The sequence below is a fragment of the Curtobacterium sp. MCLR17_036 genome (assembly GCF_003234445.2).
Taxonomy (GTDB): domain Bacteria; phylum Actinomycetota; class Actinomycetes; order Actinomycetales; family Microbacteriaceae; genus Curtobacterium.
Genome location: NZ_CP126269.1, coordinates 2,939,850 through 2,961,023 on the forward strand (window position 1 = coordinate 2,939,850; position 21,174 = coordinate 2,961,023).

A 21,174-nucleotide genomic window follows, 5' to 3' on the forward strand; every position below is an offset into this window, starting at 1 on the left:
CCCGACGCCGACGCCGAGGCCCGGAGCCGAGTCGCGGCGCCGGGTAGGTTGCGCACAACTCGGTTGCGTGCAATCCTTGTGGCGTGCCCGTGACCGACGAGATGGTGTGCTTCTCCCTCTACGCGGCGAGCCGTGCGACCACGCAGGCCTACCGCACCCTGCTCGAGCCGTGGGGCCTGACGTACCCGCAGTACCTCGTGCTCGTGACCCTGTGGATCGAGGGCGACCAGACCGTCTCGGGTCTCGGCGACCACCTGCAGCTCGACTCCGGCACGCTCTCCCCCCTGCTCCGCCGGATGGAGCAGTCCGACCTGGTCCGCCGCGAGCGCCGCAGCCCCGACGAGCGCGTCGTCACGGTCACCCTCGGTGACCGCGGCCGCTCGATCCGCGGCGAGCTCGGGCACGTCCCGGCGTCGATCGCGGCCGGCATGGGCCTGCCCGACGAGCAGGCCGCCGCGGAGCTCATCGCGACGCTGCACCGGCTGACCGAGACCATGCACGCCGCCACCAGGGACCCGGCCGGCGCGGCCGACCCCGCCTGACCGACCGGCGTCGACACCCAGACCCCGAGCCCCGTCGCCCCACCCGGTCCCCGGGACGGGGCTCGGCCACCGCCCCACGCAGGCACTGCCCCCCGAAGGAAGGAACACCATGGACGTCCTCTACACCGCAGAGGCCCTCGCCACCGGCGAAGGCCGGAACGGCCACGTCGCCACGAGCGACGGCACCGTCGAATTCGACCTCGCCATCCCGAAGGAGATGGGCGGCTCCGGCAACGGCGCGAACCCCGAGCAGCTGTTCGCCGCCGGCTACGCCGCGTGCTTCCACTCCGCGCTGCAGGGCGTCGCCCGCAGCCAGAAGGTCAGGATCACCGACTCGTCGGTCGGCGGACGCGTGCAGATCGGCCCGAACGGCGACGGCGGCTACCAGCTCGCCGTCATGCTCGAGGTCGTCATCCCCGGCATGGAGCACGACCAGGCCCAGGCCCTCGCCGACGCCGCCCACCAGGTGTGCCCGTACTCGAACGCGACCCGCGGCAACATCGAGGTCACCATCACCGTCTCGGAGGACTGAGCATGACCGACACCACCCCCACCACCATGCGCGCCGTCGTCCACGACACCTTCGCCGAGCCCGCCGACGTGCTGCACGTCGAGCAGCGCCCCGTGCCGACCCCGGCCGCCGGCAAGGTCCTCGTGCGCACGGTCCTCTCCCCCATCCACAACCACGACCTGTGGACCGTCCGCGGCACCTACGGCTTCAAGCCGGAGCTCCCCGCAGCGTCCGGCACCGAGGCGCTCGGCGTCGTCGAGGCGCTCGGCGAGGGCGTCACGAACCTGCAGGTCGGCCAGCGCGTCGCCGGCGGCGCCTTCGGCGTCTGGGCCGAGTACTACACCGCGAACGCCGCCGGGCTCGTCCCCGTGCCGGACGCGATGACCGACGAGGCCGCCGCCCAGCTCGTGTCGATGCCGTTCAGCGCCATCAGCCTGCTGCACTCGCTCGACCTGCACGAGGGCGACTGGATCATCCAGAACGCCGCCAACGGCGCGGTCGGTCGCATGGTCGCCCAGCTCGGCGCCGCCCGCGGCATCAACGTCATCGGACTCGTCCGCCGCGCCGCCGGCGTCGACGAGCTCCGCGAGCAGGGCATCGAGCGCATCGTCGCCACCGACGCCGACGACTGGCAGGACCAGGTCGCCGCGATCACCGGTGGCGCCCCGGTCACCGCCGGTGTCGAGTCGGTGGGCGGCAAGGCCGCCGGCGACATCGCCTCGGTGCTCGGCGAGGACGCCACCCTCGTCGTCTTCGGCGCGATGGCGTCGCCGACGCTCGAGATCCCGTCGGGGAAGGTCATCTTCGGCCAGCTCACGGTGAAGGGCTTCTGGGGTTCGGTCGTCAGCAGGACCATGCCGGCCGAGACGAAGGGGCAGCTCTTCGGTGAGCTCATCACCCGCGTGCTCGACGGCTCGCTGACGCTCCCCGTCGCGGAAACGTTCGCCTTCGAGGACGTCCAGGACGCCGTCCGTGCCAGCGACACCGCCGGCCGCGTCGGCAAGGTGCTCCTGCGCCCGTAGCGCGACCAGCAGACGGACGGGAGGCCCGTGGCGGATCCGCCACGGGCCTCCCGTCCGTCCTGGGGTGCGTCCGTCGGCGTCAGCCGCCGATCACGTGGATGCCGTAGGCGGCGAAGAAGCCGAGGACGGCGATGAGGCCCGTCCAGGGTCCGGTCTTCCGGAACGCCTCCGGCAGCATCGTGTCGGCGAGCATCGCCAGGATCGCTCCGGCGGCGACGGCGGTCACGGCGCTCTGCGCCCCGGCCGGGGCCTGCCCGAGGATCGCGTACCCGCCGAGTGCCGACAGGGCGCAGGCGAGGGCGATGGCCCCCCACACCGTGAAGACGTAGCGGGCGCCGCGGCCGTTCGCCTTCATGTCCGAGGTGCTCGACAGCCCCTCCGGCAGGTTCGAGATGATGACGGCCGCGACGACCGCGATGGACAGCGACCCACCGGCGGCGAGTCCGACGCCCTGCACCGCCGTCTCGGGGATCCCGTCGAGCAGTGCGCCGAGGGCGATGCCGAGCCCCGTGCCGGACCCCGTCGAGCCGGTCCCGCTGCGTTTCTTGCGCGCCCCGCGGCGTTCGAGCAGGACGTCGAGCCCGACGTAGACCACCGCGCCCCCGAGGAACCCGGCCATCGCCGTCCAGAACGTGCCGGACCGGGTGGCCTCGGCGACCAGGTCGAAGGAGAGCGCGGAGATGAGGACGCCCGCGCCGAAGGCGGTGATCGTGGCGACGACGGTGCGCGGCACGCGGACGAACCAGGCGATCGCGGCGCCGACGACGAGGGCGAGACCGGACGCGAGACCGGCCCCGGACGCCAGGAGGAGGGGATGCACGCGTCGAGTGTAGGAACCGGGTGGTGCGTGCGCTCCGAGGTCACCCGGACACGCATTGCGTGCCCATGGTGAGCAGAAGACGTCGGGTGCCCCGGGGCGACCCGACGTCTTCTGCTCACTCGGTGCGGCGTGGTGCGGACGAGCGGCGCGACTCCGTGACCGGGACCGTGAAGATGTTGCCGGTCGTGACGCCCTCCTCGACCTCTTCCAGGGTGCGGCCGCGACTCTCCGGCACGAACTTCCAGATGAACAGCAGGGCGAGCAGCCCGACGACCCCGAAGCCGAAGAAGGTCCCGGTGATGCCGGTGGCGGCGACCACCGTCGGGAAGTACAGCCCGATGCACGCGTTCGCGGTCCAGAGGCAGAACACCGAGATGCCCATGCCGAGCGCGCGGATCTGCGTGGGGAAGATCTCGGACAGGACGACCCACACCGCGATGTTGAGGAAGGTCTGCATCGAGCCGACGAACGCGACCACCAGGAACAGGATGACCCAGGGGCGGGCGGGGTTGCCCTCGGGCAGGGCGACCGAGGCGATGCCGATGAGGAAGTGGCAGATCGTCGTCAGCGTGAACCCGAGGAGCAACGTCGTGCGGCGGTTGATCTTCTCCATGTTGGACAGCGCGATGACGCCGCCGACCACGGCGATCACGCCGGGGGCGATGTTCGCGATGAGGGCGGCCGACGCCTGGAACCCGGACTCGATGAGCACGGTCTGGCCGTAGTACATGATCGAGTTGATGCCGGTGAGCTGCTGCGCGACCCCGAGTCCGGCACCGATGAGCACGATGCGGACGAGCCACTTGTTGCCCCGCAGCGTCTGCCATCCACTGACGCGCTCGGCCTTCGCCTCGAGCTCGTTGCTCCGCGTGACGTCGTCGAGCTCGGCGCGGGCCCGTTCGGTGGTCCGGACCTGCTCGAGGACCGAGAGCGCCTCGGCGGTGCGGCCCTTCGACGCGAGCCAGCGCGGCGACTCCGGCACCCGCAGCATCCCGACGAACAACGCGATCGCGGGGAGCGCGCAGACGGCCAGCATGACGCGCCAGACGCCGTCGCCCTCGCCCCACAGGTTGCCGATGACCGCGTTGACCACGTAGGCGGCGAGCTGCCCGATCACGATCATGAGCTCGTTGCGGCCCGACAGCGACCCGCGGATCTCGTAGGGCGCGAGCTCGGCGAGGAACACCGGCACCACCGTCGATGCGCCGCCCACCGCGAGGCCGAGGAGCACGCGGCCCACGACGATCACGCCGAACGTCGGCGCGGCGACGCAGATGAGCGTGCCGACGAAGAACGTGACGGCGAGGCCGATGATCGCCCTGCGACGTCCCCATCCGTCGGCGATGCGACCGCCGAGCACGGCACCGATCGCGGCACCGAACAGCAGCGAGCTGGTGACCACGCCCTCGGTGAAGGTGGTGAGACCGAGCTCGGCCCGCATCGGGTTCAGGGCACCGTTGATGACGCCGGTGTCGTAGCCGAACAGCAGGCCGCCGAACGTGGCGACGAGTGCCAGCACGCCGAGTCGTCGGCGGTGTGGACCGGTGCCGATCGGGGGCAGTGCGACGGCCCGGGCCGTCGGTTCGATGTCGACCATTCGGTGACTCCTTCGTCGGTGATCGCGCCGCAGCGCGTGGACCGATGGTAACGCGGATACATGTCCTGTCAATTGGACATTCTTACTTTCACGGTGTCTGACCGATCCACAGAAGACCTGGTGAGGACGGGTGCCCGCGAAGCGCTCGTCGCCGGCCCGGTCGTCGGTGTTCGTCACCGGCCCGGTCGTCAGTGCTCGTCACCGGCGCTCGTCGTCGGTGCTCGTCACCGGCGCTCGTCGTCGGTGTTCGTCACCGGCGCTCGCCGTCGGCGGAACCGTCGCCGAGGACGTCCCCCAACGAGGACATGCCCGCGCCGTGGTCGGTCGAGCGTCGCACGGTCCGTCGGGCGGCCGCGCTGGCCGCACCGGACAGCGCCGGGTTCCGACGTGCGGCGTCGGCCACGCGACCGGCGTGCCCGGCGGCGGAGAGCAGCACGTTCGCGAGCGCGCGGGCGTCGCCACGCTCCGGCACCCCGGCGACGGACCACGCCGAGCGGACCTGCGCATCGGGTGTCACCCCACGACGGGTGCCCATGCGGTGCCAGTCCGACAGCACGCCCTCGGTGCGCGAGGCGGCACGGTCCGCCTCGCCGGCGCGCCGGCGGTCGACCGCGCGGACCGCTTCGTCGGTCAGGGAGTCGCGGCCGTGCATGGCGGCGGCACGCTCGCGGGCGGCGGTGTCGTCGCCACCGGCCTCGGCGATGCGGGCGGCGTGGGCAGCAGCGGCGGCGGCGAGGATGTCCGAACGGTCCATGCCTCGACGGTAGCCGCTCCGGCCGACACCGGACGCCCACCGCTGGGTCCCGGGACACAGCAGCGGGCGACCGCCTCGCTCGAGCGCCCGGGCACGTCTAGCATCGACGTGAGGGGTGATCATGGAGCGGAGCCTGACGATCGGGGTCGTGCTGCTGGCGACGGCCGGCCTGGCGGGGTGCTCGCTGCTGCGGGGACCGGACGGAGCGCTGCCCGCGCCGTCCGGACCGGCGACCGCGCCGAGCCGCTCCGCCGAGGCGACACCGACCCCCACCCCGGACGGCGAGACCGACGGCGAGCTCCTCGAGTCCTCCGCACATCCGCGCACCCCGACACCGGAGCCCACGGAACGCGCGGCCCCCGCGCCGACCCTGACCCCGATCCCCGCCGGCACCGTGCTTGCGCAGGGCGACGTGGCCTCGCCGAAGGGCAGCGTCCACTTCCGCTTCCGGATCGTCGCGACGGGTGAGGACACCTTCACCGCGCAGTACTCCGGCTTCACCTCGACGCTGCCGGTGCCGGTCGGGGTCGGCCTGTTCGACCTGCCCCGCGCGGTCGGCGACGGCCTGACCTACCACGGCGTCGGCGACCGGACCCTCGGCGGCGCGACGACGACGCCGACCTCGGTGGACGTCCCGCTCGACGGCTCCGGCGTCGACCCGTCGCACCTCGGCACGCTCGTCACGTACTCGGCGGCGGAGCCCGGCCAGGACGTCCCGGTGGAGATCGCCGCGGACAAGGTGCTCGCGGTCACGACGGTGCGCTGGTCCGTGCCCGCCCGGCAGACGAACGTGCACCCGGTGGACGCCGGGTCCCGGCCCAACGCGACCGGCGCCGTCGCCGCGACGACCGCCGCGGGGGCGCCGCGTTCCTACACCGTGGCGCCGGACGACCTCATCGGCGACGTCGCTCGCCGCTTCGGCATCAGCGTGCGCGCGCTCGTCTGGCTGAACGAGGGCGTGCAGGTGTTCGGCGACGACCAGCACCTGTACGAGGGCACCACCCTGAACCTGGACCCGCTCGGCCGCTGAGCGCGGCGCGGGACCAGCCCGCGTCCGCGCCGTGACCAGCGCGACCGCACGACGGACGGGAGGCCCGTGGCGGATCCGCCACGGGCCTCCCGTCCGTCAGGTGGGGGCGTGCGCTACCCGCGCAGCTCCAGGTACTTCGCGATGAGCGCCTTGGTTGACGGGTCCTGCGCGTCGAGCGCGGACCGGTCGCCCTCGACGGCCGGCGTGACCTGCAGCGCCAGCTGCTTGCCGAGCTCCACACCCCACTGGTCGAACGAGTCGATGCCCCAGATGGTGCCCTCGGTGAACACGATGTGCTCGTACAGGGCGATGAGCTGGCCGAGCACGCTCGGGGTGAGCTCCGGCGCGATGATCGACGTGGTCGGCTTGTTGCCGGGGAACGTGCGGGCCGCGACGATGCCTTCGTCGGTGGTGCCCTCGGCACGGACCTCGTCGGCGCTCTTGCCGAACGCGAGCGCCTTGGTCTGCGCGAAGAAGTTCGCCAGGAACAGCGTGTGCACGTCGGTGCCGGGCGCGACGCCCTTGCCGTCGCCGGTCTCGTCCTGCAGCGGACGGGCCGGGTTGGCGACCGTGATGAAGTCGGCCGGGATCAGGCGGGTGCCCTGGTGGATGAGCTGGTAGAACGCGTGCTGGCCGTTCGTGCCGGGCTCACCCCAGAAGACCTCGCCGGTCTCGGTGGTGACGGGTGAGCCGTCCCAGCGGACGCGCTTGCCGTTCGACTCCATCGTGAGCTGCTGCAGGTACGCGGCGAAGCGGTGCAGGTACTGCGTGTACGGCAGGACCGCGTGGCTCTGCGCGCCGAGGAAGTTCGTGTACCAGACGTTGAGCAGGCCCATCAGGACGGGGACGTTCTGCTCGAGCGGCGTGGTGCGGACGTGCTCGTCGATCGCGTGGAAGCCGGCGAGGAACTGCTCCCAGTTCTCCTTGCCGATCGCGATGACGACGCTCGTGCCGATGGCCGAGTCGACCGAGTACCGGCCGCCCACCCAGTCCCAGAAGCCGAAGGCGTTCTCGGGGTCGATGCCGAACGCCTCGACCTTGTCGAGCGCGGTGGACACGGCGACGAAGTGCTTGGCGACGGCGTTCTTCTTGTCGTCGTCGGCGGCGTCGGTCAGGCCGAGCTCCTCCCACAGCCACTGGCGGGCCAGGCGTGCGTTCGTCAGGGTCTCGAGCGTGCCGAAGGTCTTCGACGCGACGATGAAGAGCGTGGTCTCGGGGTCGAGGTCCGCGGTCTTCTCGTAGATGTCCGCCGGGTCGATGTTCGACACGAAGCGGGCCTCGAGCCCGGGCTGCACGTACGGCTTCAGGGCTTCGTAGACCATGACCGGGCCGAGGTCAGAACCACCGATGCCGATGTTGACGACGGTCTCGATGCGCTTGCCGGTGACACCGGTCCAGGCGCCGCTGCGGACCTGCTCGGCGAAGCCGTAGACCTTGTCGAGCGTGGCGTGCACGTCGGCGTCGACGTCCTGGCCGTCGACGACGAGCGCCGGGGTCGCACCCTTCGGGCGGCGGAGTGCGGTGTGCAGCACGGCGCGGTCCTCGGTGACGTTGATGTGCTCACCGGCGAGCATCGCCTGGAAGCGCTCGGCGACGCCGGTGTCCTTCGCGACCTGCAGGAGCGCGGCGAGGATCTCGTCGGTCACCAGGCCCTTCGACAGGTCGACGGTCAGGTCGGCCGCCTGGAACGTGTACTGCTCGGCACGACCGGGGTCGCTGTCGAACCACCCTCGCAGGTCCGGGGTGAAGCCGGCGGCGATGCCGTCCAGCTTCTTCCAGCCGTCGGTCGATGTGGGGTCGACGGGAGCGGATTCGGTCACTTCGGTCCTCCTGAACCTTGAAGACGTACAAGCCCGCGGGTCACCGCAGCGCTGCGTCGCGGACCGTCTCCGAGCGTAGTGCTGTTGGCCTGCGGGTGCGCACCGCTGGACGGGAGGCGCGGCTCGCGTTCGCTGCGCGCGTCACCGGACGCGGGTGGCCGGTCTCAGGGCCGCGGTGCGAAGCGACGCAGCCGCAGGCTGTTCGTCACGACGAACACGGACGAGAACGCCATGGCCGCACCGGCGAGGACGGGGTTGAGCAGGCCGGCCATCGCGAGCGGGATGGCTGCGACGTTGTACGCGAACGCCCAGAACAGGTTGCCCTTGATGACGCCGAGCGTCGCGCGGGACAACCGGACCGCGTCCGCCACCACCGTGAGCCGACCGCTGACCACCGTGATGTCGCTCGCCGCGATGGCGGTGTCGGTGCCGGCACCCATCGCGATGCCGAGGTCGGCCGCGGCGAGCGCCGCGGCGTCGTTCACGCCGTCGCCGACCATGGCGACGCTGCGGCCCTCGGCCTGCAGCCGGCGGACGGTCTCGAGCTTCGTCGCCGGGGTGGCCCGAGCGTGCACGTCGTCGATGCCGACCGCGGCGGCGACGGCGCGGGCCGCGCCGTCGTTGTCGCCGGTGAGCAGGACCGGGTGCAGTCCGAGCGCCCGGAAGCGTGCGACGGCGTCGGCGGCCTCGGGCTTCACGGTGTCGCCGACGACGACGACGCCCAGGGCGCTGCCGTCCCGGGCGACGACGACCGCGGTGGCCCCGTCGGACTCGGCGCGCTCGACGGTGTCGGACAGCGCCGGCGACAGGGTGACCGACCACGAGTCGGCGAGCCAGCGGCTCGTGCCGACCAGGACCACGGCGCCGTCGACGACGGCCTGCACGCCGGCCCCGGCGGTCGCGGTGAACTGCTCGGCCACCGGCAGGTCCGCCCCTCGGGCACGGGCCGCGGTGGTGACGGCACGGGCGACGGGGTGTTCGGAGCCGTCCTCGACCGCGGCGGCGAGGCGCAGGACGACGTCCTCGGTCTCGGTCTCGGTGCCCCCGGGGTCCGCGACGGCGGTCACCGACCGCAGGGTCATCGTCCCCGTGGTGACGGTGCCGGTCTTGTCGAGCACGACGGTGTCGACCCCGCGGGTGCGTTCGAGCACCTGCGGCCCGCCGATCAGGATGCCGAGCTGCGACCCCCGGCCGGTGCCGACGAGCAGCGCGGTCGGCGTCGCGAGCCCGAGGGCGCACGGGCAGGCGATGATCAGGGTCGCGACCGCCGCGGTGAACGCCGCGGTGACCGAGCCGCCGGACACGAGCCAGCCGACGAAGGCCAGCACGGCGAGCGCGATGACGATCGGCACGAAGACCCCGGAGACCCGGTCGGCCAGGCGCTGCACCTCGGCCTTGCCGGTCTGCGCGTCCTCGACGAGCCGACCCATCCGGGCGAGCTCGGTGTCGGCGCCGACGCGCGTGACCTCGACCACGAGGCGACCGCCGACGTTGATCGTCGCGCCCGTGACCCGGTCGCCCGAGCCGACCTCGACCGGCACGGACTCGCCGGTGAGCATGCTGCGGTCGACGGCGGAGGAGCCGTCCTGCACGAGGCCGTCGGCCGGGATCCGTTCGCCGGGTCGCACCACGACGACGTCGCCGACGGCGAGCGACGAGGCGGGAACGCGGTGCTCCACCCCGTCGCGCAGGAGCGAGGCGTCCTTCGCGCCGAGTTCGAGCAGGGCACGGAGGGCGGCGCCGGACTGCGTCTTCGCCCGGGCCTCCATGTACCGGCCGGCGAGGATGAACACCGTCACGGCCGTCGCGACCTCGAGGTACAGGTCTGTGGCCTCGGGGTCGGTCGCGAACCACGAGAACGTCATGTGCATGCCGGTCGTGCCCGCGTCGCCGAGGAACAGGGCGTACAACGACCAGCCGAAGGCGGCGAGGACGCCGACGCTCACCAGGGTGTCCATGGTGGCGGCACCGTGCCGGGCGTTCACCCACGCGGCGCGGTGGAAGGGCAGCGCGCCCCAGACCGCGACGGGGGCAGCGAGCGTCAGCGCGAGCCACTGCCAGTCGGGGAACTGCAGGGCCGGCACCATCGAGAGCACCACGACGGGCACGGCGAGCACGGCGGACACGACCAGGCGTCGGCGCAGTGGGTCGGCCGCGTCGTCGTCGCGGGGAGCGTCGTCGACGGCCGGTGGTGCGGGGACGGCGGCGCCGTAGCCGGCGGCCTGCACGGCGGCGATGAGCACGTCGGCACCGGCCGCACCGTCGTCGGCCACCTGCACCTGCGCCTTCTCGGTGGCGTAGTTCACCGTGGCGGTGACGCCCGGCAGCTTGCCGAGCTTCCGTTCGATGCGGTTCGCGCACGAGGCGCAGGTCATCCCCGTGATGTCGAGCTCGACGATGCGGTCGGTCACGACCGCACGACCTGGTACCCCGCCTCGGTGACGGCGCCGTCGAGGGCGTCCGCGTCGATCGGGGCGGCCGAGGTGACGGTGACCTCGGACGAGCCGCCCACGACGAGCCGGACGTCGACGCCGGACACCCCGTCGAGTTCGGTGAGTTCCTCGGTCACGCTCATCACGCAGTGCTCGCAGGTCATGCCCTCGACGAGCAGGGTCTCGGTGGTCATGGTGTCTCCTCCTGGATCCGGGGTGGTCACGAGCGGACGAGCCGGGCGATCGCGTCGCTCGCCTCGCGCACCTTCGCGTCGGCGGCGTCGCCGCCCTCGGCGACGGCCTCGGCGACGCAGTGCCTGAGGTGGTCCTCGAGCAGGGACAGCGCGACCCGTTCGAGTGCGCGGTTCGCCGCCGAGATCTGGGTGAGGACGTCGATGCAGTACGTCTCGTCCTCGACCATCCGGGCGATGCCGCGCACCTGCCCCTCGGCGCGACGGAGCCGCTTCAGCAGGTCGTCCTTGTCGCCGATGTACCCGACGTGATCGTGCACGGTGTCCTCCGCCGTTCGTCGTGCCGATCGGACCGGCACGGTACCCCCCTAGGGTATCTCGATCACCGCGGCGCGCAACCCCTGGCATGATCGGCGCATGACCGACCCGTCGACGAACGGCTTCCGCAGACTGCGGTTCGTCGACGGCGAGGGCTCGGACTACTCCGCCATCTTCGAGGCCGAGTACCACGGCACCGAGTTCGCCACCGACACCTTCGCGACGCACGACGCCCGGTACGAGTACACGGTCGTCGGCGACGACGACCTCACCCTGCGCACCATGCGCGCCGAAGGCGGTCGCCGCGGCGGTCGGATCGGCCCCCGGAGCGACCACGTCGTGTTCTGGCTGACGAAGGGTCGGCTCGAGATGCACTTCACCGACCACACGCGCGTCGTCCTGCCCGGGAGCCCCTCCATCGCCTCGGCGTCGGAGGAGTACCGCTTCGAGTCCTCCGAGACCGTCTACAACGGGGTGCACATCGCCGACCGGTTCCTGCGGGCCGTCGGCCGCGACCTCGGCTACCGTCTGCCGTCCGGTCCCCTGCTGTTCGACCAGCAGGACGAGACCGTCGCCCGACGCGAGCCGCTCCGGCACCTGATCGGCGAGATCGGCCCGGCCCTGGTCGACGACCGCGTGCTCGGCCCGATGCGCACCGCGCTCAACCGTCGACTGGCCGTGGTCGTCCTCGACACCTTCCCGATCCGGAACCGGGGCGACGACGTGCCGGTGGCGAACCGTCTCCGCGACGCGATCCGCTTCATCGAGGCGCACGCGGCCGCGCGGCCGTCCGTCCCGGAGATCGCGGCGGCCTGCGGCCTCAGCCAGCGCGGGCTGCAGGACGTCTTCGCACGCACGCTCGGTTCCACGCCGAACCGCTTCCTGCGCGACCACCGACTCGACCAGGTGCGCACGGAGCTCCTGCGCGCCGACGAGTCGCCGACGGCCGAGCACACGACGGGCACCGACGGGGTGACGGCCGTCGCACGCCGCTGGGGCTTCACGAACCCGGGTCGCTTCGCCGAGACCTACCGGGCACGGTTCGGCGAGGACCCCGCGACGACCCTGCGGAGCGCCTTGGCCGCGCGACCGGGGCGGCCCTCGTGGCGGGTCCGCCGTGCCCTCGCGTACATCGAACAGCACGCCGACGGCGACCTGTCGCTGGCCGACGTCGCGGCAGCGGCCGGGGTGCTCCCCCGCCGCCTCCAGCAGCTCTTCCGTGACGAGCGCGGTGAGACGCCGATGGCGTCCGTGCGTGCCGCCCGAGCGGCCCGAGCGCGCAGCACGGCAGCCGATTTGCGACGAGACCGCTGACGTCTGCCCCCGCCCAGGGGCGGTTCGTCACCCGCACGAGCCCTTGTCTGGCAGTTCCCTGGGATCGCGTGACCCGGTGTGACGAAGGTCGATCGCAGCCCGTCTCATCCGTGAACAGCAACCGCTGGGAACGCCCGGCGGGACACACGGAAGGAACCACCATGGCAGACACCACGACCCCCACCCCCGCGACCACCTCGGTGGCGGCCACGACCGCCCGCACGGTGCCGAACGGCTCCGGTGTCACCGGCAAGACCGTCATCGACGACGCGGTCGTCTCGAAGGTCGCCGGCATCGCCGCCCGCGAGGTCAACGGCGTGCACTCGCTCGGCGGCGGCGCAGCGCGTGCGATCGGTGCCCTCCGCGACGCGATCGGCCAGCGTGACTTCGGCCAGGGCGTCAAGGTCGAGGTCGGCGAGAAGCAGGTCGCCGCGGACATCATCATCGTCGCCGAGTACCCGGTGGCCCTGCAGCAGGTCGCCGACGGCGTCCGCCAGGGTGTCGCCCGCGCGCTCGAGCAGATCGTCGGCATGGAGGTCGCCGAGGTCAACGTCACCGTGCAGGACGTCTTCATCCCGGGCGACGACGACGACAAGGACGACGAGAAGAAGGAAGCGCGAGTCGCATGAGCAACACACTGATGGGCGCCCTCATCGGCGCCGTCCTCGCAGTCGTCGCACTGCAGTTCGGGTTCTGGGGCTTCGTCCTCGTCGTGGTCTTCGGTCTCGTGGGTGCGCTCGTCGCGGCACTGGCGACCGGCAAGATCGACCGCGGTGCCCTGACCGACGTGCTCACCGGGCGCCGGAGCTCCCGGTGACCGCCGGCCCGGACGTCCCGGGCCGCGTCGAGATCACAGCGCGCGCGCTGACCTCGCTGGCCCGGGCCGTCGCAGCCGAACGGCTCGGCGCGCCCGCCAAGCGGGTGCGGGTCGGACTCGGCGATGCCAAGGGCGCGATCGCGCTCGACATCACCGGTCCGGTCGCCGCGGGTGACGACCTCGTCACGCGTGCCACCCGGGTCGCCGACGAGGTCAAGAGCCGCGTGAGCGAACTCACCGGCCGCCGGGTCGGCAGCGCTCACATCGAACTGACCGGGATCGTGCGCGAGCACGAGACCCGGGTCGACTAGGAGGCCATCATGAGCAACGGTTCCGTCGAACGACGCATCCGTCGCCGGAGCGTGCACCGTTCGCGTTCCACCGCCGTGGCGGTGTCACTCGTGGTGCTCGCCCTGGTGGCCGTCTGGATCGGCACCGAGTCGGTGCTCCGCGCCCTCGGCCGGGGTCCGCTCCTCGCCGACCCGCAGACCGCGGTGGACACCGCGCTGCAGCCCGACGCGACCTTCGTCACGATCATCGAGGTCGTCGCCGTGGTGCTCGTGGTCCTCGGCATCGTGCTGATCGTCCTGGCCCTCAAGCCCGGTCGTCAGCACCGCTCGATCGTCGAGCACGACCGCGGCGCCGTCGTCATCGACACCCGCATCGTGGCCTCGACCGCGGCCAACGCCGCCGGGACCGCGGCGGGCGTACCGGAGGGCAATGCCTCCGCCACCGCCCGCGGCCGTCGCACCGACGTCCGGATCGTGCCCGTCACCGGCATCCCGGTCGACGAGCAGGCCGTGCACGACGCCGTCCGGGACCGCCTGTCGGGTCTGGACGAGCGCTTCGGCCGCAACGTCCGCGTCCGCGTCGAGGAGAAGGGCACACTCGCATGACCAAGAGCAACCGCACCCTCAACCGCATCATCCTGTTCGTCCTCGGCCTGGTCGCCGTGGTCGTCGGGCTGGCGATGGGCGCCGGCGTGCTGCCGGCTGTGCAGGACGCGATCTCGCCGTACGTCGACCTGCCGAGCAGCCTGACGGTCCCCGCGTCGTCGCTCTGGATCGTCGCTGCCGTGTGCGCCGTCGTGATCGTGCTCGCACTCCTCTACGCGTTCACCCGCGGCGGGGGCGGCACCGCCGTCGCCGTCCGCGAACGTTCGGGCGACGACGCCGTCACGGTCAACGTCGCCCTCGTCCGCGACGTCGTCGAGCACGAGCTGTCCGGCGTCCGCGACGTCGTCGGCTCCCGCGTCGACACCTACCTCGTCCGCCGGCAGCGCGCCGCACGGATCCGGGTCGCGGTCCGACGCGGCGGCGACGCCGTCACGGTGCTCGACGCCGTCGACCGGGCCGTCGCGGAGCTCGACCGCACCCTCGGTCGCGAGGTGCCCGTCCTGGTGCACCTGACCGGCGGGACCCGCTCCGCGCTCGCGAAGCCGACCCGCGTCCACTGACGCCGACCGGACGACGCACCACGGGCCTCCCGGCCCACCAGCACCACCCACCACTCCGGGCCATGCGCCCGACCGAAGGAAGGAACCCTCATGGGACTCGACGACAAGATCAAGAACGCCGCCCAGGACCTCGCCGGCAAGGCGAAGGAGGCCCTCGGGAACGCGACGAACGACGACTCGAAGGTCGCCGAGGGCAAGAAGGACCAGACGGCTGCGAGCGCGAAGCAGACCGGTGAAGACGTCAAGGACGTCTTCAAGCACTGAGTCGCACGACCACCACGGGGCACCCGCGCAGACGGGTGCCCCGTGGCGTTCCCGCAGACCCGAACGAGGAGGAACCATGCAGCACGACACCGACGCGCACACGCAGGTCACCACGGTGCCCCTGCCCGCAGAGCTCACGGAGCCGCTGCCCGACGACGCGGGCACCGTGGCCCTCGTCGCACGCACCGCGGCGGAGACGGCGCTGGCCGTGCCCGGCGTGCACCACCTCGGCGGGATCGCGTCCCGGGCCGCCGACGAGTTCCGCAAGCGGCTCGGCCGCTCCGCGGGGACGGCCGGGGTGCAGGTCGACGAACAGGACGACGCACTCGCCGTGCAGGTCTCCGTCATCGTCCGCTACCCGCAGCCCGTCCTGACCGTGGCCGACGAGGTCCGTCGGCAGGTCACGGCCGCGGTGCGACAGCTCTCGACGCTGCCGACCGAGGTGGACGTCCGCGTCCTCGACGTGCACGGTCCGTTCGACGACGAGCCCTCGCCCGTGGAACGCGCCGCGTCGTCCGCCCTCGAGGCCACGAAGGACGCCGCGACCACGGCCTCCGACGCCACGAAGCGCGCTGCCGAAGCCACCGCAGACGCCACGAAGGACGCCGCTGCCGCGACGGTCGACGCGACGAAGCGTGCTGCGGACGCCACCGCCGACGCCACGAAGCGCGCCGCCGATGCCACCGCCGCCACCAGCAAGCGTGCCGCCGACGCGACCGCCGAGGCCGGCAAGCGGGCGGCGGACGCGACCGCCGCCGCGGCGAAGCAGGCGGCCGACGCCACCCGCGACGCCGCCGGGCACGCAGTCGACGCCGCGAGCACGACCGCCGGCCGGGTGCAGGACGCGGCCTCGGACGCGCTCGACCAGGCGTCCCGAGGCGCCGAGGACGCTGCCGCCGACGCCCGCGACGCCGCCGACCGCGCGCGGGCGGCCGGAGCCGACGACGCCGTCGCCGCGGACGCTGCGGACGGGGAGGCCGACGCCACCGCCGCCGCCGCTGCCGCAGCCCGTGCCGCCGACGCGGCCGACGAGGCAGCGGAGGACGCCGCAGCAGCAGCCGCAGCGGCCGCCGACGCGAGTTCGGCAGCACACGCGGCGACGCCCCCCGACACGGGAGACGCCGCCGGCCGGACCCGGCCGTGACCACCGCCAGGTCCGGCGGCCGGCCGCCTCGTGCCCGCCGGCCCCGGCCCCGCGGCGTCTGGATCGCGAGCGGCATCGGCATCGTGCTCGTCGCCGGGGTGCTGTTCGGGGCGTTCCTGCCCCTGGTCGGCTTCCTCGGTGGCGTCACCGCCACCACCGCGGGGCTCGTGCCGTTCCCGTTCGTGCGCGTCACCGTCGTCGCGCTGGTCGGGGCCGTCGTCGTGCTCGCCCTGCTCGCCCTCGCGGTGACGCGACGGCACACCACCACCGCGACCATCGCGGTCGTGCTGGCGGTCTTGGTGTCCGTCGCCGTGACCGCCGTCCCGGTGGTGCTGGTGGCCGTCGGATCGGCCGACCGGGCCGGGGACGTCTGGCCGATCGTCTCCGAGCTCTGGCAGCGCTTCACCGGCTGACCCGAATGCGGCGCCACGACCGTCCCCCTGCTCCGCTACGGTGAGCGTGTGTCACGCCTCTCCCCCGGTCAGCGCTGGGTCGTCGCCCTCGGCGGGTTCGCCGTCCTGTTGCTCGTCGTCGGCCTGGTCGGCATCGTCGTCGGTGTCGTGCACGCCTCCGCCGTCTGCGGCGACGACGAGTACACCGTCCCCTGTCCCGGCGACACATCCGGTGTCCTCTGGGGCGGCGTGCTCGCCGTGCTCGGGCTGCTCCACCTCGGTCTCACCGGACTCGCCGGGGCCGTCGTGTGGTCGACGACGCCGACTGTCGCGCCGCGCCCCGCTCGCCGGCCGCGCATCGAGCCCGACGGCCCGCACCGGGTCTTCTCGTACGGCACGCTGCAGCAGTCCGCCGTCCAGGACGCCCTGTTCGACGGGGTCGTCCGCACCGAGCCGGACTCGCTGCCCGGGTGGCGGATCGACCACGTCACGATCACCGACCCCGAGGTGGTCCGCACGAGCGGGTCCGACCGCCACCCGATCCTGCGCCGCGGCACCGCCGAGGACCGCGTCGACGGCGCCGTCCTGGTGCTCGGCTTCGCCTGGCAGCTCGAGGCCGTCGACGCCTACGAGGTGGCGGACTACCAGCGGATCGAGGTGACGCTCGCCTCGGGGACGACCGCGTGGGTGTACGTCGCCGCCGACCAGGTCTGACCCCCGCGGGGCGTGCGGGGCGTCCGGCGTGTGCGGGGTGCGCGACAACCTCGGTGTCGCACGACGTCGGTCTTGTCGCGTCGGGCGTCGCTGCGTCGGGCGGCGCTGAGTCGAGCGCACTGAGCGGGGCACGCTGACCCCCGACGACATCGTCGACGTCGCACGACGTCGATCTCGTCGCACCACGTCGCGACGCCCCACGGCCCACCCCGGCCAGCGCCCGGCCAGCGCCCCGAGCCACCGCGCCCGTCCCCGGCCAACGCCCGCCGCGCCCGCGCCCGCCCCCGCGTCAGCGAGCCGCCGCGAGACGCGCCAGGCCCTCGTCGATCGTCACCGACGGCGTCCACCGCAGGTCGGCGCGGGTCCGACGCTGGTCGAACCAGTGCGCCGTCGACAGCTGCTCGGCCAGGAACCGGGTCATCGGCGGTTCGTCCTGCCCGGGTCGGACCCGCCAGACGGCCTCGACGAGCGAGCCGGCGGCCCGCGCCACCACGGCCGGCACGTGCCACCGCGGTGCCGGCACGCCCGAGGCGATGCAGATTCCGGCGAGCAGGTCCGCGACGGGGCGCGGTTCGCCGTTCGTGACGACGTAGGCGTTCCCGTGCACCCGCTCGTCCGCCGCACGGTCGAGCGCGGCGACCATCGCGGACGCCGCGTTGTCGACGTAGAGGGTGTCGATGAGGGCTGCACCGGAGTCGAGCAGCGGCAGACGGCCGGCCCGTGCTCGTTCGACGATGCGCCCGACGAGCTGGGTGTCCCCCGGCCCCCACACCAGGTGCGGCCGGACCGCGACCACCGCGAACCCCGCCGCGTCGGCCCCGAGTGCGAGCAGTTCCGCGGCGGCCTTGGTCCGGGCGTAGTCGCCCCGGGCCCGGGTCGGTTCCGCGGGACCCGCACCGGCGCCGGTGAGCGAGCTGCCGGTGTGCGCGACCGACGGCGACGACACGAACACGAAGCGCTCGGCCCCGGCGGTGCGTGCCGCGTCGAGCAGCAGCCGGGTGCCGTCGACGTTGACCCGCCCGAACTCGGCCGGGTCGCCCGCCAGGGACACCTTCGCGGCGAGGTGCACCACGGCGTGGACGCCGACGACGGCGCGCGACAGGGCCGCGGCGTCCGTCATCGTGCCGGCGACGTCCTGCACGCCGGCGACGCCGGACGGACGGCGCTGGAAGGTCCGGACCTCGTGCCCGGCGTCGCGAACGGCCGCGGCGGTCGCCCGGCCGAGGAACCCGCTCGCCCCGGTGACGAGCACCCTCATGGTCGGACCATCCGCCCGCCGGCGAGGACCCGCTCCGCCCACCGCGAAAGCCGTGCGCGGTCGACCTTGGAGTTGTGCCGGATGTCCGTCGGCAGCACCGGGACCGTCAGCACCGCGGCGAGCGGCACACCGGCGGCGGCACGCACTGCCGCGGCCAGCGCGGGCTCGGCGAGCGCGGGTCCGGTGAGCGCGGCGCGGCGGGACCGGCGGCCGGCGCCGGAGCGCTCGACCACGGCCACGACCTGCTGGGTGCCGCGCGGCCCGATGCCGGCGACCCCGGCGCGCCCGACACCGCTGACCGACTCGATGCGCTGCTCCGGCCCGACCGGCGTCACGACGCCGTCGGCCGTGGTGAGCACGTGCTGCAGTCGTCCCTCGACCCAGAGCCGGCCCGACCCGTCGAGGTGGCCGACGTCGCCGGTGCGGTGCCCGCGCGGGTCCGCGACGCCGAGCCGCGCGGTCCGGTTCGTCCGCCACAACCGGTCGTACCGGTCGCGGACGTGGGGCGCCGCGACGACGATCTCGCCGGTGATGCCGGGGTCGTCGGTCAGCGCACCGGTCGGCAGGCCGTCGGCGTCGAGCGGCGCGATCCGGACGCGCACGTTCGCCGCGGGGACGCCGACGCAGATGCCCTCCTGCGCCGAGGCGGCGGCGGACCGCACCCCGTCCAGGTCGACGTCCGTCATGAGCAGGCCCTCGGTCATGCCGTAGGGCGTGTGCGCGCTCGCGTTCGGCATGAGCGCCGTCGCCGCGGCGAGCAGCGGCTCGGACACGGGTGCGCCGGCGGACAGGAACAACCGGACCCGTCCGAGCGCGCGGTGGTCGTCTTCGGTGAGCGCCGGCGCCGTCGCGACGACGTTCGCCAGCGCGGCCGGCGACAGGAACACCACGGTCGCGTCCGCAGCGGCCACCGAGTCGGCGACGGCCCGGGCCGTCAGGGTCCGGGGAGCGGTGACGTCCATGTCCGGGGCGACCGAGCGCGCGCCGAGGGCGGGGCCGAGCAGCGCGAAGGGGGCGAACCCCGCGACGAGTCCGGTGCCGACCCCGATGTCGTACTGTGCCGCCAGGACGTCCCGCACCGCGCCGAGCTGCCCGTGCGTGTACACGACGCCCTTCGCGGGGCCGGTCGACCCCGAGGTGAAGAGCACCGCGGCGGGGGCTCCGGCGTCCGGTGCGGCCGGCAGCGTCGCGCCGCTCGCGAGCCGACGGGCACCGCGTCGCGCCACGTCGACCAGGGTGTGCTCGACGCGCAGCGCTCGCCGAGCGGGAGCCGGCAGCGCGACGGTCGCGATGCGCCGCCCCGGCCACCCGAGCGCACGGGCCGCTCCGAGTCCGGGCAGCGCGCCGATGATCCAGGCCGGCCGGGCGCCGCGCACCGCACGGGTCAGCCCGCGCAGTCCGAGCCCGGCGTCGGCGACGACGACGACCGCTCCGATGCGGACGCAGGCGTAGAGCACCGCGGTCAGGTCGGCACCCGGTGTGACGAGCAGCGAGACACGGTCGCCGCTGCGGACGCCCAGGTCCGCGAGCCCGGCCGCGATCTCGTCGACGCGGCGGGCGAGCAGCCGCCACGAGACCGTGCGGGGCCCACCGGCCGCGGCCATCTCGACCAGGGCTGCGTCGTCGCTGTCGCGCAGCTCGTCGAGACGGCTCCACAGCGGGCGGCTCGCGTCCGCGTGCTGGTCGGGGGCGGACGGGAGGCCCGGGGTGACGTCGTCGGGGACGCTCCCGTCCGGCAGGCGGTCACCCAGCCAGTCGAGCACCGTGCCGGCGACGTCGGCGTCGTCGGGCAGCAGGTGGCCGGCGCCCTCGAAGCGGTGCACGTCGGCGTGCGGCAGCCGGGCGGTGAGGTCGTCGAGGTAGCGCTCGAGGAACACCGGGTCGCGGGGTCCCCAGAGCAGCAGCGCCGGGACCTCGAGCGCGGCGACGCCCGCGGCGATCCGGTCGAGCTCGGCGGCGCTCCGGTGGTCCGCGTCGACGGGGATGTCGGCGACGAAGCCGCCGATGCCGCCGCGGCGGGCAGCTCCGCGGTAGGGCGCTCGGTACGCGTCGGCCACGGCGCGCTCGAGCTTCGGGTGCGCGATGGCGAGGGTCGTCTCGAGGAACGCCGGCGTCACGACCGTGGCGCGGCCGAGCATGCCCGGCCCGAGTGCGAGGCGGAGGGGCGCCGGGATCGGCGCGTCGTCGGGCTGGTGCACGGCCGTGTTGCACGTGATCGCTGCCGCGAGGACCTCGGGGTGGTCGACGGCCCAGCCGAGCGACACGACCCCACCCCAGTCGTGGCCGAGCGTGACGACGGGGCCGGTCAGCCCGAGCTCGTCGGTCAGGGCGCCGAGGTCCGCGACGCGCTGCGCGAGCCCGCGCTCGACGCCGGTGCGCTCCGAGAAGCCCATGTCGAGCTGGTCGACGGCGACCACGCGCCAGGCCGGACCGCCCGCGCGGGCGGTCTCGAGCGAGGCGCGGAGCACCGCCCGCCACAGGTACGACCACGTCGGGTTGCCGTGCACGCACAGGATGGTGCCGACCGGCTCCACGCCGAGCGCGGCCAGGGACCCGGCCGTGTCGAGGAGGTGCCAGGTGCGCGCGGCGCGATCCGTGCCTCTCCCCACCGGCACGGCCGGCGCGCCGCTGGCGCGTCGCTCCGGAACCGGCGGCGTGGGCCCAGTCCGCTCTTCGGACCACTCGGGGACCGTGACCAAACGCGACCAGGCCGGGTCGAGACCGGGCAGGGAGGGCGGCTGCGTCGCCGGAGCGGTGCTCGCGGCGACGCGGGGCAGC

Annotated in this window: 23 protein-coding genes; 14 read left to right on the forward strand and 9 right to left on the reverse strand. The window is 73.8% G+C overall.

Annotation, left to right across the window (positions count from 1 at the left end; all coding sequences use genetic code 11):
• Positions 1 to 101 precede the first annotated feature (101 nt).
• The 3 genes from DEI99_RS13770 to DEI99_RS13780 all read left to right on the forward strand — a co-directional run bounded on the left by DEI99_RS13770 (position 102) and on the right by DEI99_RS13780 (position 2,075).
• Positions 102 to 542 (forward strand): MarR family winged helix-turn-helix transcriptional regulator, encoded by a 441-nt coding sequence (locus DEI99_RS13770; protein WP_284180999.1) that lies wholly within the window; start codon positions 102 to 104, stop codon positions 540 to 542.
• Between the two features lie 109 nt (positions 543 to 651).
• A complete protein-coding gene (locus DEI99_RS13775) occupies positions 652 to 1,074 on the forward strand; it encodes an organic hydroperoxide resistance protein (RefSeq protein WP_284180836.1) in 423 nt (140 codons plus the stop codon).
• 26 nt (positions 1,075 to 1,100) lie between these two features.
• Complete coding sequence (locus tag DEI99_RS13780; RefSeq protein ID WP_284181000.1) at positions 1,101 to 2,075, forward strand: zinc-binding dehydrogenase; 975 nt, start codon at positions 1,101 to 1,103, stop codon at positions 2,073 to 2,075.
• Between the two features lie 79 nt (positions 2,076 to 2,154).
• Here the strand turns inward: DEI99_RS13780 and DEI99_RS13785 are convergent, their stop codons facing one another.
• The 3 genes from DEI99_RS13785 to DEI99_RS13795 all read right to left on the reverse strand — a co-directional run bounded on the left by DEI99_RS13785 (position 2,155) and on the right by DEI99_RS13795 (position 5,246).
• The gene (locus DEI99_RS13785; protein WP_284180837.1) at positions 2,155 to 2,895 is read right to left on the reverse strand and encodes a ZIP family metal transporter; all 741 of its coding nucleotides are present in this window, start codon (positions 2,893 to 2,895) and stop codon (positions 2,155 to 2,157) included.
• A 115-nt stretch (positions 2,896 to 3,010) separates the two neighbouring features.
• Positions 3,011 to 4,492: a sugar porter family MFS transporter gene (locus tag DEI99_RS13790; RefSeq protein WP_284180838.1), complete on the reverse strand. Its 1,482-nt coding sequence runs from the start codon at positions 4,490 to 4,492 to the stop codon at positions 3,011 to 3,013.
• A 250-nt stretch (positions 4,493 to 4,742) separates the two neighbouring features.
• The gene (locus tag DEI99_RS13795; RefSeq protein ID WP_284180839.1) at positions 4,743 to 5,246 is read right to left on the reverse strand and encodes a hypothetical protein; all 504 of its coding nucleotides are present in this window, start codon (positions 5,244 to 5,246) and stop codon (positions 4,743 to 4,745) included.
• A 121-nt stretch (positions 5,247 to 5,367) separates the two neighbouring features.
• Here DEI99_RS13795 and DEI99_RS13800 point away from each other — a divergent pair, with 121 nt between their 5' ends.
• Positions 5,368 to 6,276: a LysM peptidoglycan-binding domain-containing protein gene (locus DEI99_RS13800; RefSeq protein WP_284180840.1), complete on the forward strand. Its 909-nt coding sequence runs from the start codon at positions 5,368 to 5,370 to the stop codon at positions 6,274 to 6,276.
• A 113-nt stretch (positions 6,277 to 6,389) separates the two neighbouring features.
• Here the strand turns inward: DEI99_RS13800 and pgi are convergent, their stop codons facing one another.
• The 4 genes from pgi to DEI99_RS13820 all read right to left on the reverse strand — a co-directional run bounded on the left by pgi (position 6,390) and on the right by DEI99_RS13820 (position 11,039).
• Positions 6,390 to 8,096 (reverse strand): glucose-6-phosphate isomerase, encoded by a 1,707-nt coding sequence (gene pgi, locus DEI99_RS13805; protein ID WP_284180841.1) that lies wholly within the window; start codon positions 8,094 to 8,096, stop codon positions 6,390 to 6,392.
• A gap of 164 nt (positions 8,097 to 8,260) precedes the next feature.
• Positions 8,261 to 10,507: a heavy metal translocating P-type ATPase gene (locus tag DEI99_RS13810; RefSeq protein WP_284180842.1), complete on the reverse strand. Its 2,247-nt coding sequence runs from the start codon at positions 10,505 to 10,507 to the stop codon at positions 8,261 to 8,263.
• A complete protein-coding gene (locus DEI99_RS13815) occupies positions 10,504 to 10,722 on the reverse strand; it encodes a heavy-metal-associated domain-containing protein (RefSeq protein WP_284180843.1) in 219 nt (72 codons plus the stop codon). Before DEI99_RS13815 ends, DEI99_RS13810 begins: the two co-directional genes overlap by 4 nt.
• 26 nt (positions 10,723 to 10,748) lie before the next feature.
• On the reverse strand, positions 10,749 to 11,039 hold the full coding sequence (locus tag DEI99_RS13820) for a metal-sensitive transcriptional regulator (RefSeq protein WP_284180844.1): 291 nt from the start codon (positions 11,037 to 11,039) through the stop codon (positions 10,749 to 10,751).
• Positions 11,040 to 11,136: 97 nt separating this feature from the next.
• Here DEI99_RS13820 and DEI99_RS13825 point away from each other — a divergent pair, with 97 nt between their 5' ends.
• The 10 genes from DEI99_RS13825 to DEI99_RS13870 all read left to right on the forward strand — a co-directional run bounded on the left by DEI99_RS13825 (position 11,137) and on the right by DEI99_RS13870 (position 17,138).
• Positions 11,137 to 12,351 (forward strand): AraC family transcriptional regulator, encoded by a 1,215-nt coding sequence (locus DEI99_RS13825; RefSeq protein ID WP_284180845.1) that lies wholly within the window; start codon positions 11,137 to 11,139, stop codon positions 12,349 to 12,351.
• 161 nt (positions 12,352 to 12,512) lie between these two features.
• The gene (locus tag DEI99_RS13830) at positions 12,513 to 12,980 is read left to right on the forward strand and encodes an Asp23/Gls24 family envelope stress response protein (protein ID WP_284180846.1); all 468 of its coding nucleotides are present in this window, start codon (positions 12,513 to 12,515) and stop codon (positions 12,978 to 12,980) included.
• The gene (locus DEI99_RS13835) at positions 12,977 to 13,168 is read left to right on the forward strand and encodes a DUF2273 domain-containing protein (RefSeq protein ID WP_071262684.1); all 192 of its coding nucleotides are present in this window, start codon (positions 12,977 to 12,979) and stop codon (positions 13,166 to 13,168) included. Before DEI99_RS13830 ends, DEI99_RS13835 begins: the two co-directional genes overlap by 4 nt.
• The gene (locus tag DEI99_RS13840; RefSeq protein WP_284180847.1) at positions 13,165 to 13,479 is read left to right on the forward strand and encodes an Asp23/Gls24 family envelope stress response protein; all 315 of its coding nucleotides are present in this window, start codon (positions 13,165 to 13,167) and stop codon (positions 13,477 to 13,479) included. Before DEI99_RS13835 ends, DEI99_RS13840 begins: the two co-directional genes overlap by 4 nt.
• A gap of 9 nt (positions 13,480 to 13,488) precedes the next feature.
• A complete protein-coding gene (locus DEI99_RS13845) occupies positions 13,489 to 14,064 on the forward strand; it encodes a DUF6286 domain-containing protein (protein WP_284180848.1) in 576 nt (191 codons plus the stop codon).
• Positions 14,061 to 14,624 (forward strand): hypothetical protein, encoded by a 564-nt coding sequence (locus tag DEI99_RS13850; RefSeq protein WP_284180849.1) that lies wholly within the window; start codon positions 14,061 to 14,063, stop codon positions 14,622 to 14,624. The genes DEI99_RS13845 and DEI99_RS13850 overlap by 4 nt, the downstream gene beginning before the upstream one ends.
• Positions 14,625 to 14,714: 90 nt before the next feature.
• Entirely contained in the window at positions 14,715 to 14,888 is a 174-nt protein-coding gene (locus DEI99_RS13855) for a CsbD family protein (RefSeq protein WP_071262688.1), read from the forward strand.
• 76 nt (positions 14,889 to 14,964) lie between these two features.
• Positions 14,965 to 16,032 carry an Asp23/Gls24 family envelope stress response protein gene (locus tag DEI99_RS13860; protein ID WP_284180850.1) on the forward strand — a complete coding sequence of 356 codons (1,068 nt, stop codon included), beginning with the start codon at positions 14,965 to 14,967 and terminating at the stop codon, positions 16,030 to 16,032.
• Entirely contained in the window at positions 16,029 to 16,445 is a 417-nt protein-coding gene (locus tag DEI99_RS13865; protein WP_284180851.1) for an MFS transporter permease, read from the forward strand. Before DEI99_RS13860 ends, DEI99_RS13865 begins: the two co-directional genes overlap by 4 nt.
• A 48-nt stretch (positions 16,446 to 16,493) precedes the next feature.
• On the forward strand, positions 16,494 to 17,138 hold the full coding sequence (locus DEI99_RS13870) for a gamma-glutamylcyclotransferase family protein (RefSeq protein ID WP_284180852.1): 645 nt from the start codon (positions 16,494 to 16,496) through the stop codon (positions 17,136 to 17,138).
• A 289-nt stretch (positions 17,139 to 17,427) separates the two neighbouring features.
• On the opposite strand, the gene DEI99_RS13875 is transcribed toward DEI99_RS13870, so the two are convergent.
• Together DEI99_RS13875 and DEI99_RS13880 are read right to left on the reverse strand one after the other, a co-directional pair.
• The gene (locus tag DEI99_RS13875; RefSeq protein WP_284180853.1) at positions 17,428 to 18,396 is read right to left on the reverse strand and encodes an NAD-dependent epimerase/dehydratase family protein; all 969 of its coding nucleotides are present in this window, start codon (positions 18,394 to 18,396) and stop codon (positions 17,428 to 17,430) included.
• Entirely contained in the window at positions 18,393 to 21,173 is a 2,781-nt protein-coding gene (locus DEI99_RS13880) for an alpha/beta fold hydrolase (RefSeq protein ID WP_284181001.1), read from the reverse strand. Before DEI99_RS13880 ends, DEI99_RS13875 begins: the two co-directional genes overlap by 4 nt.
• Position 21,174: the final 1 nt, after the last annotated feature.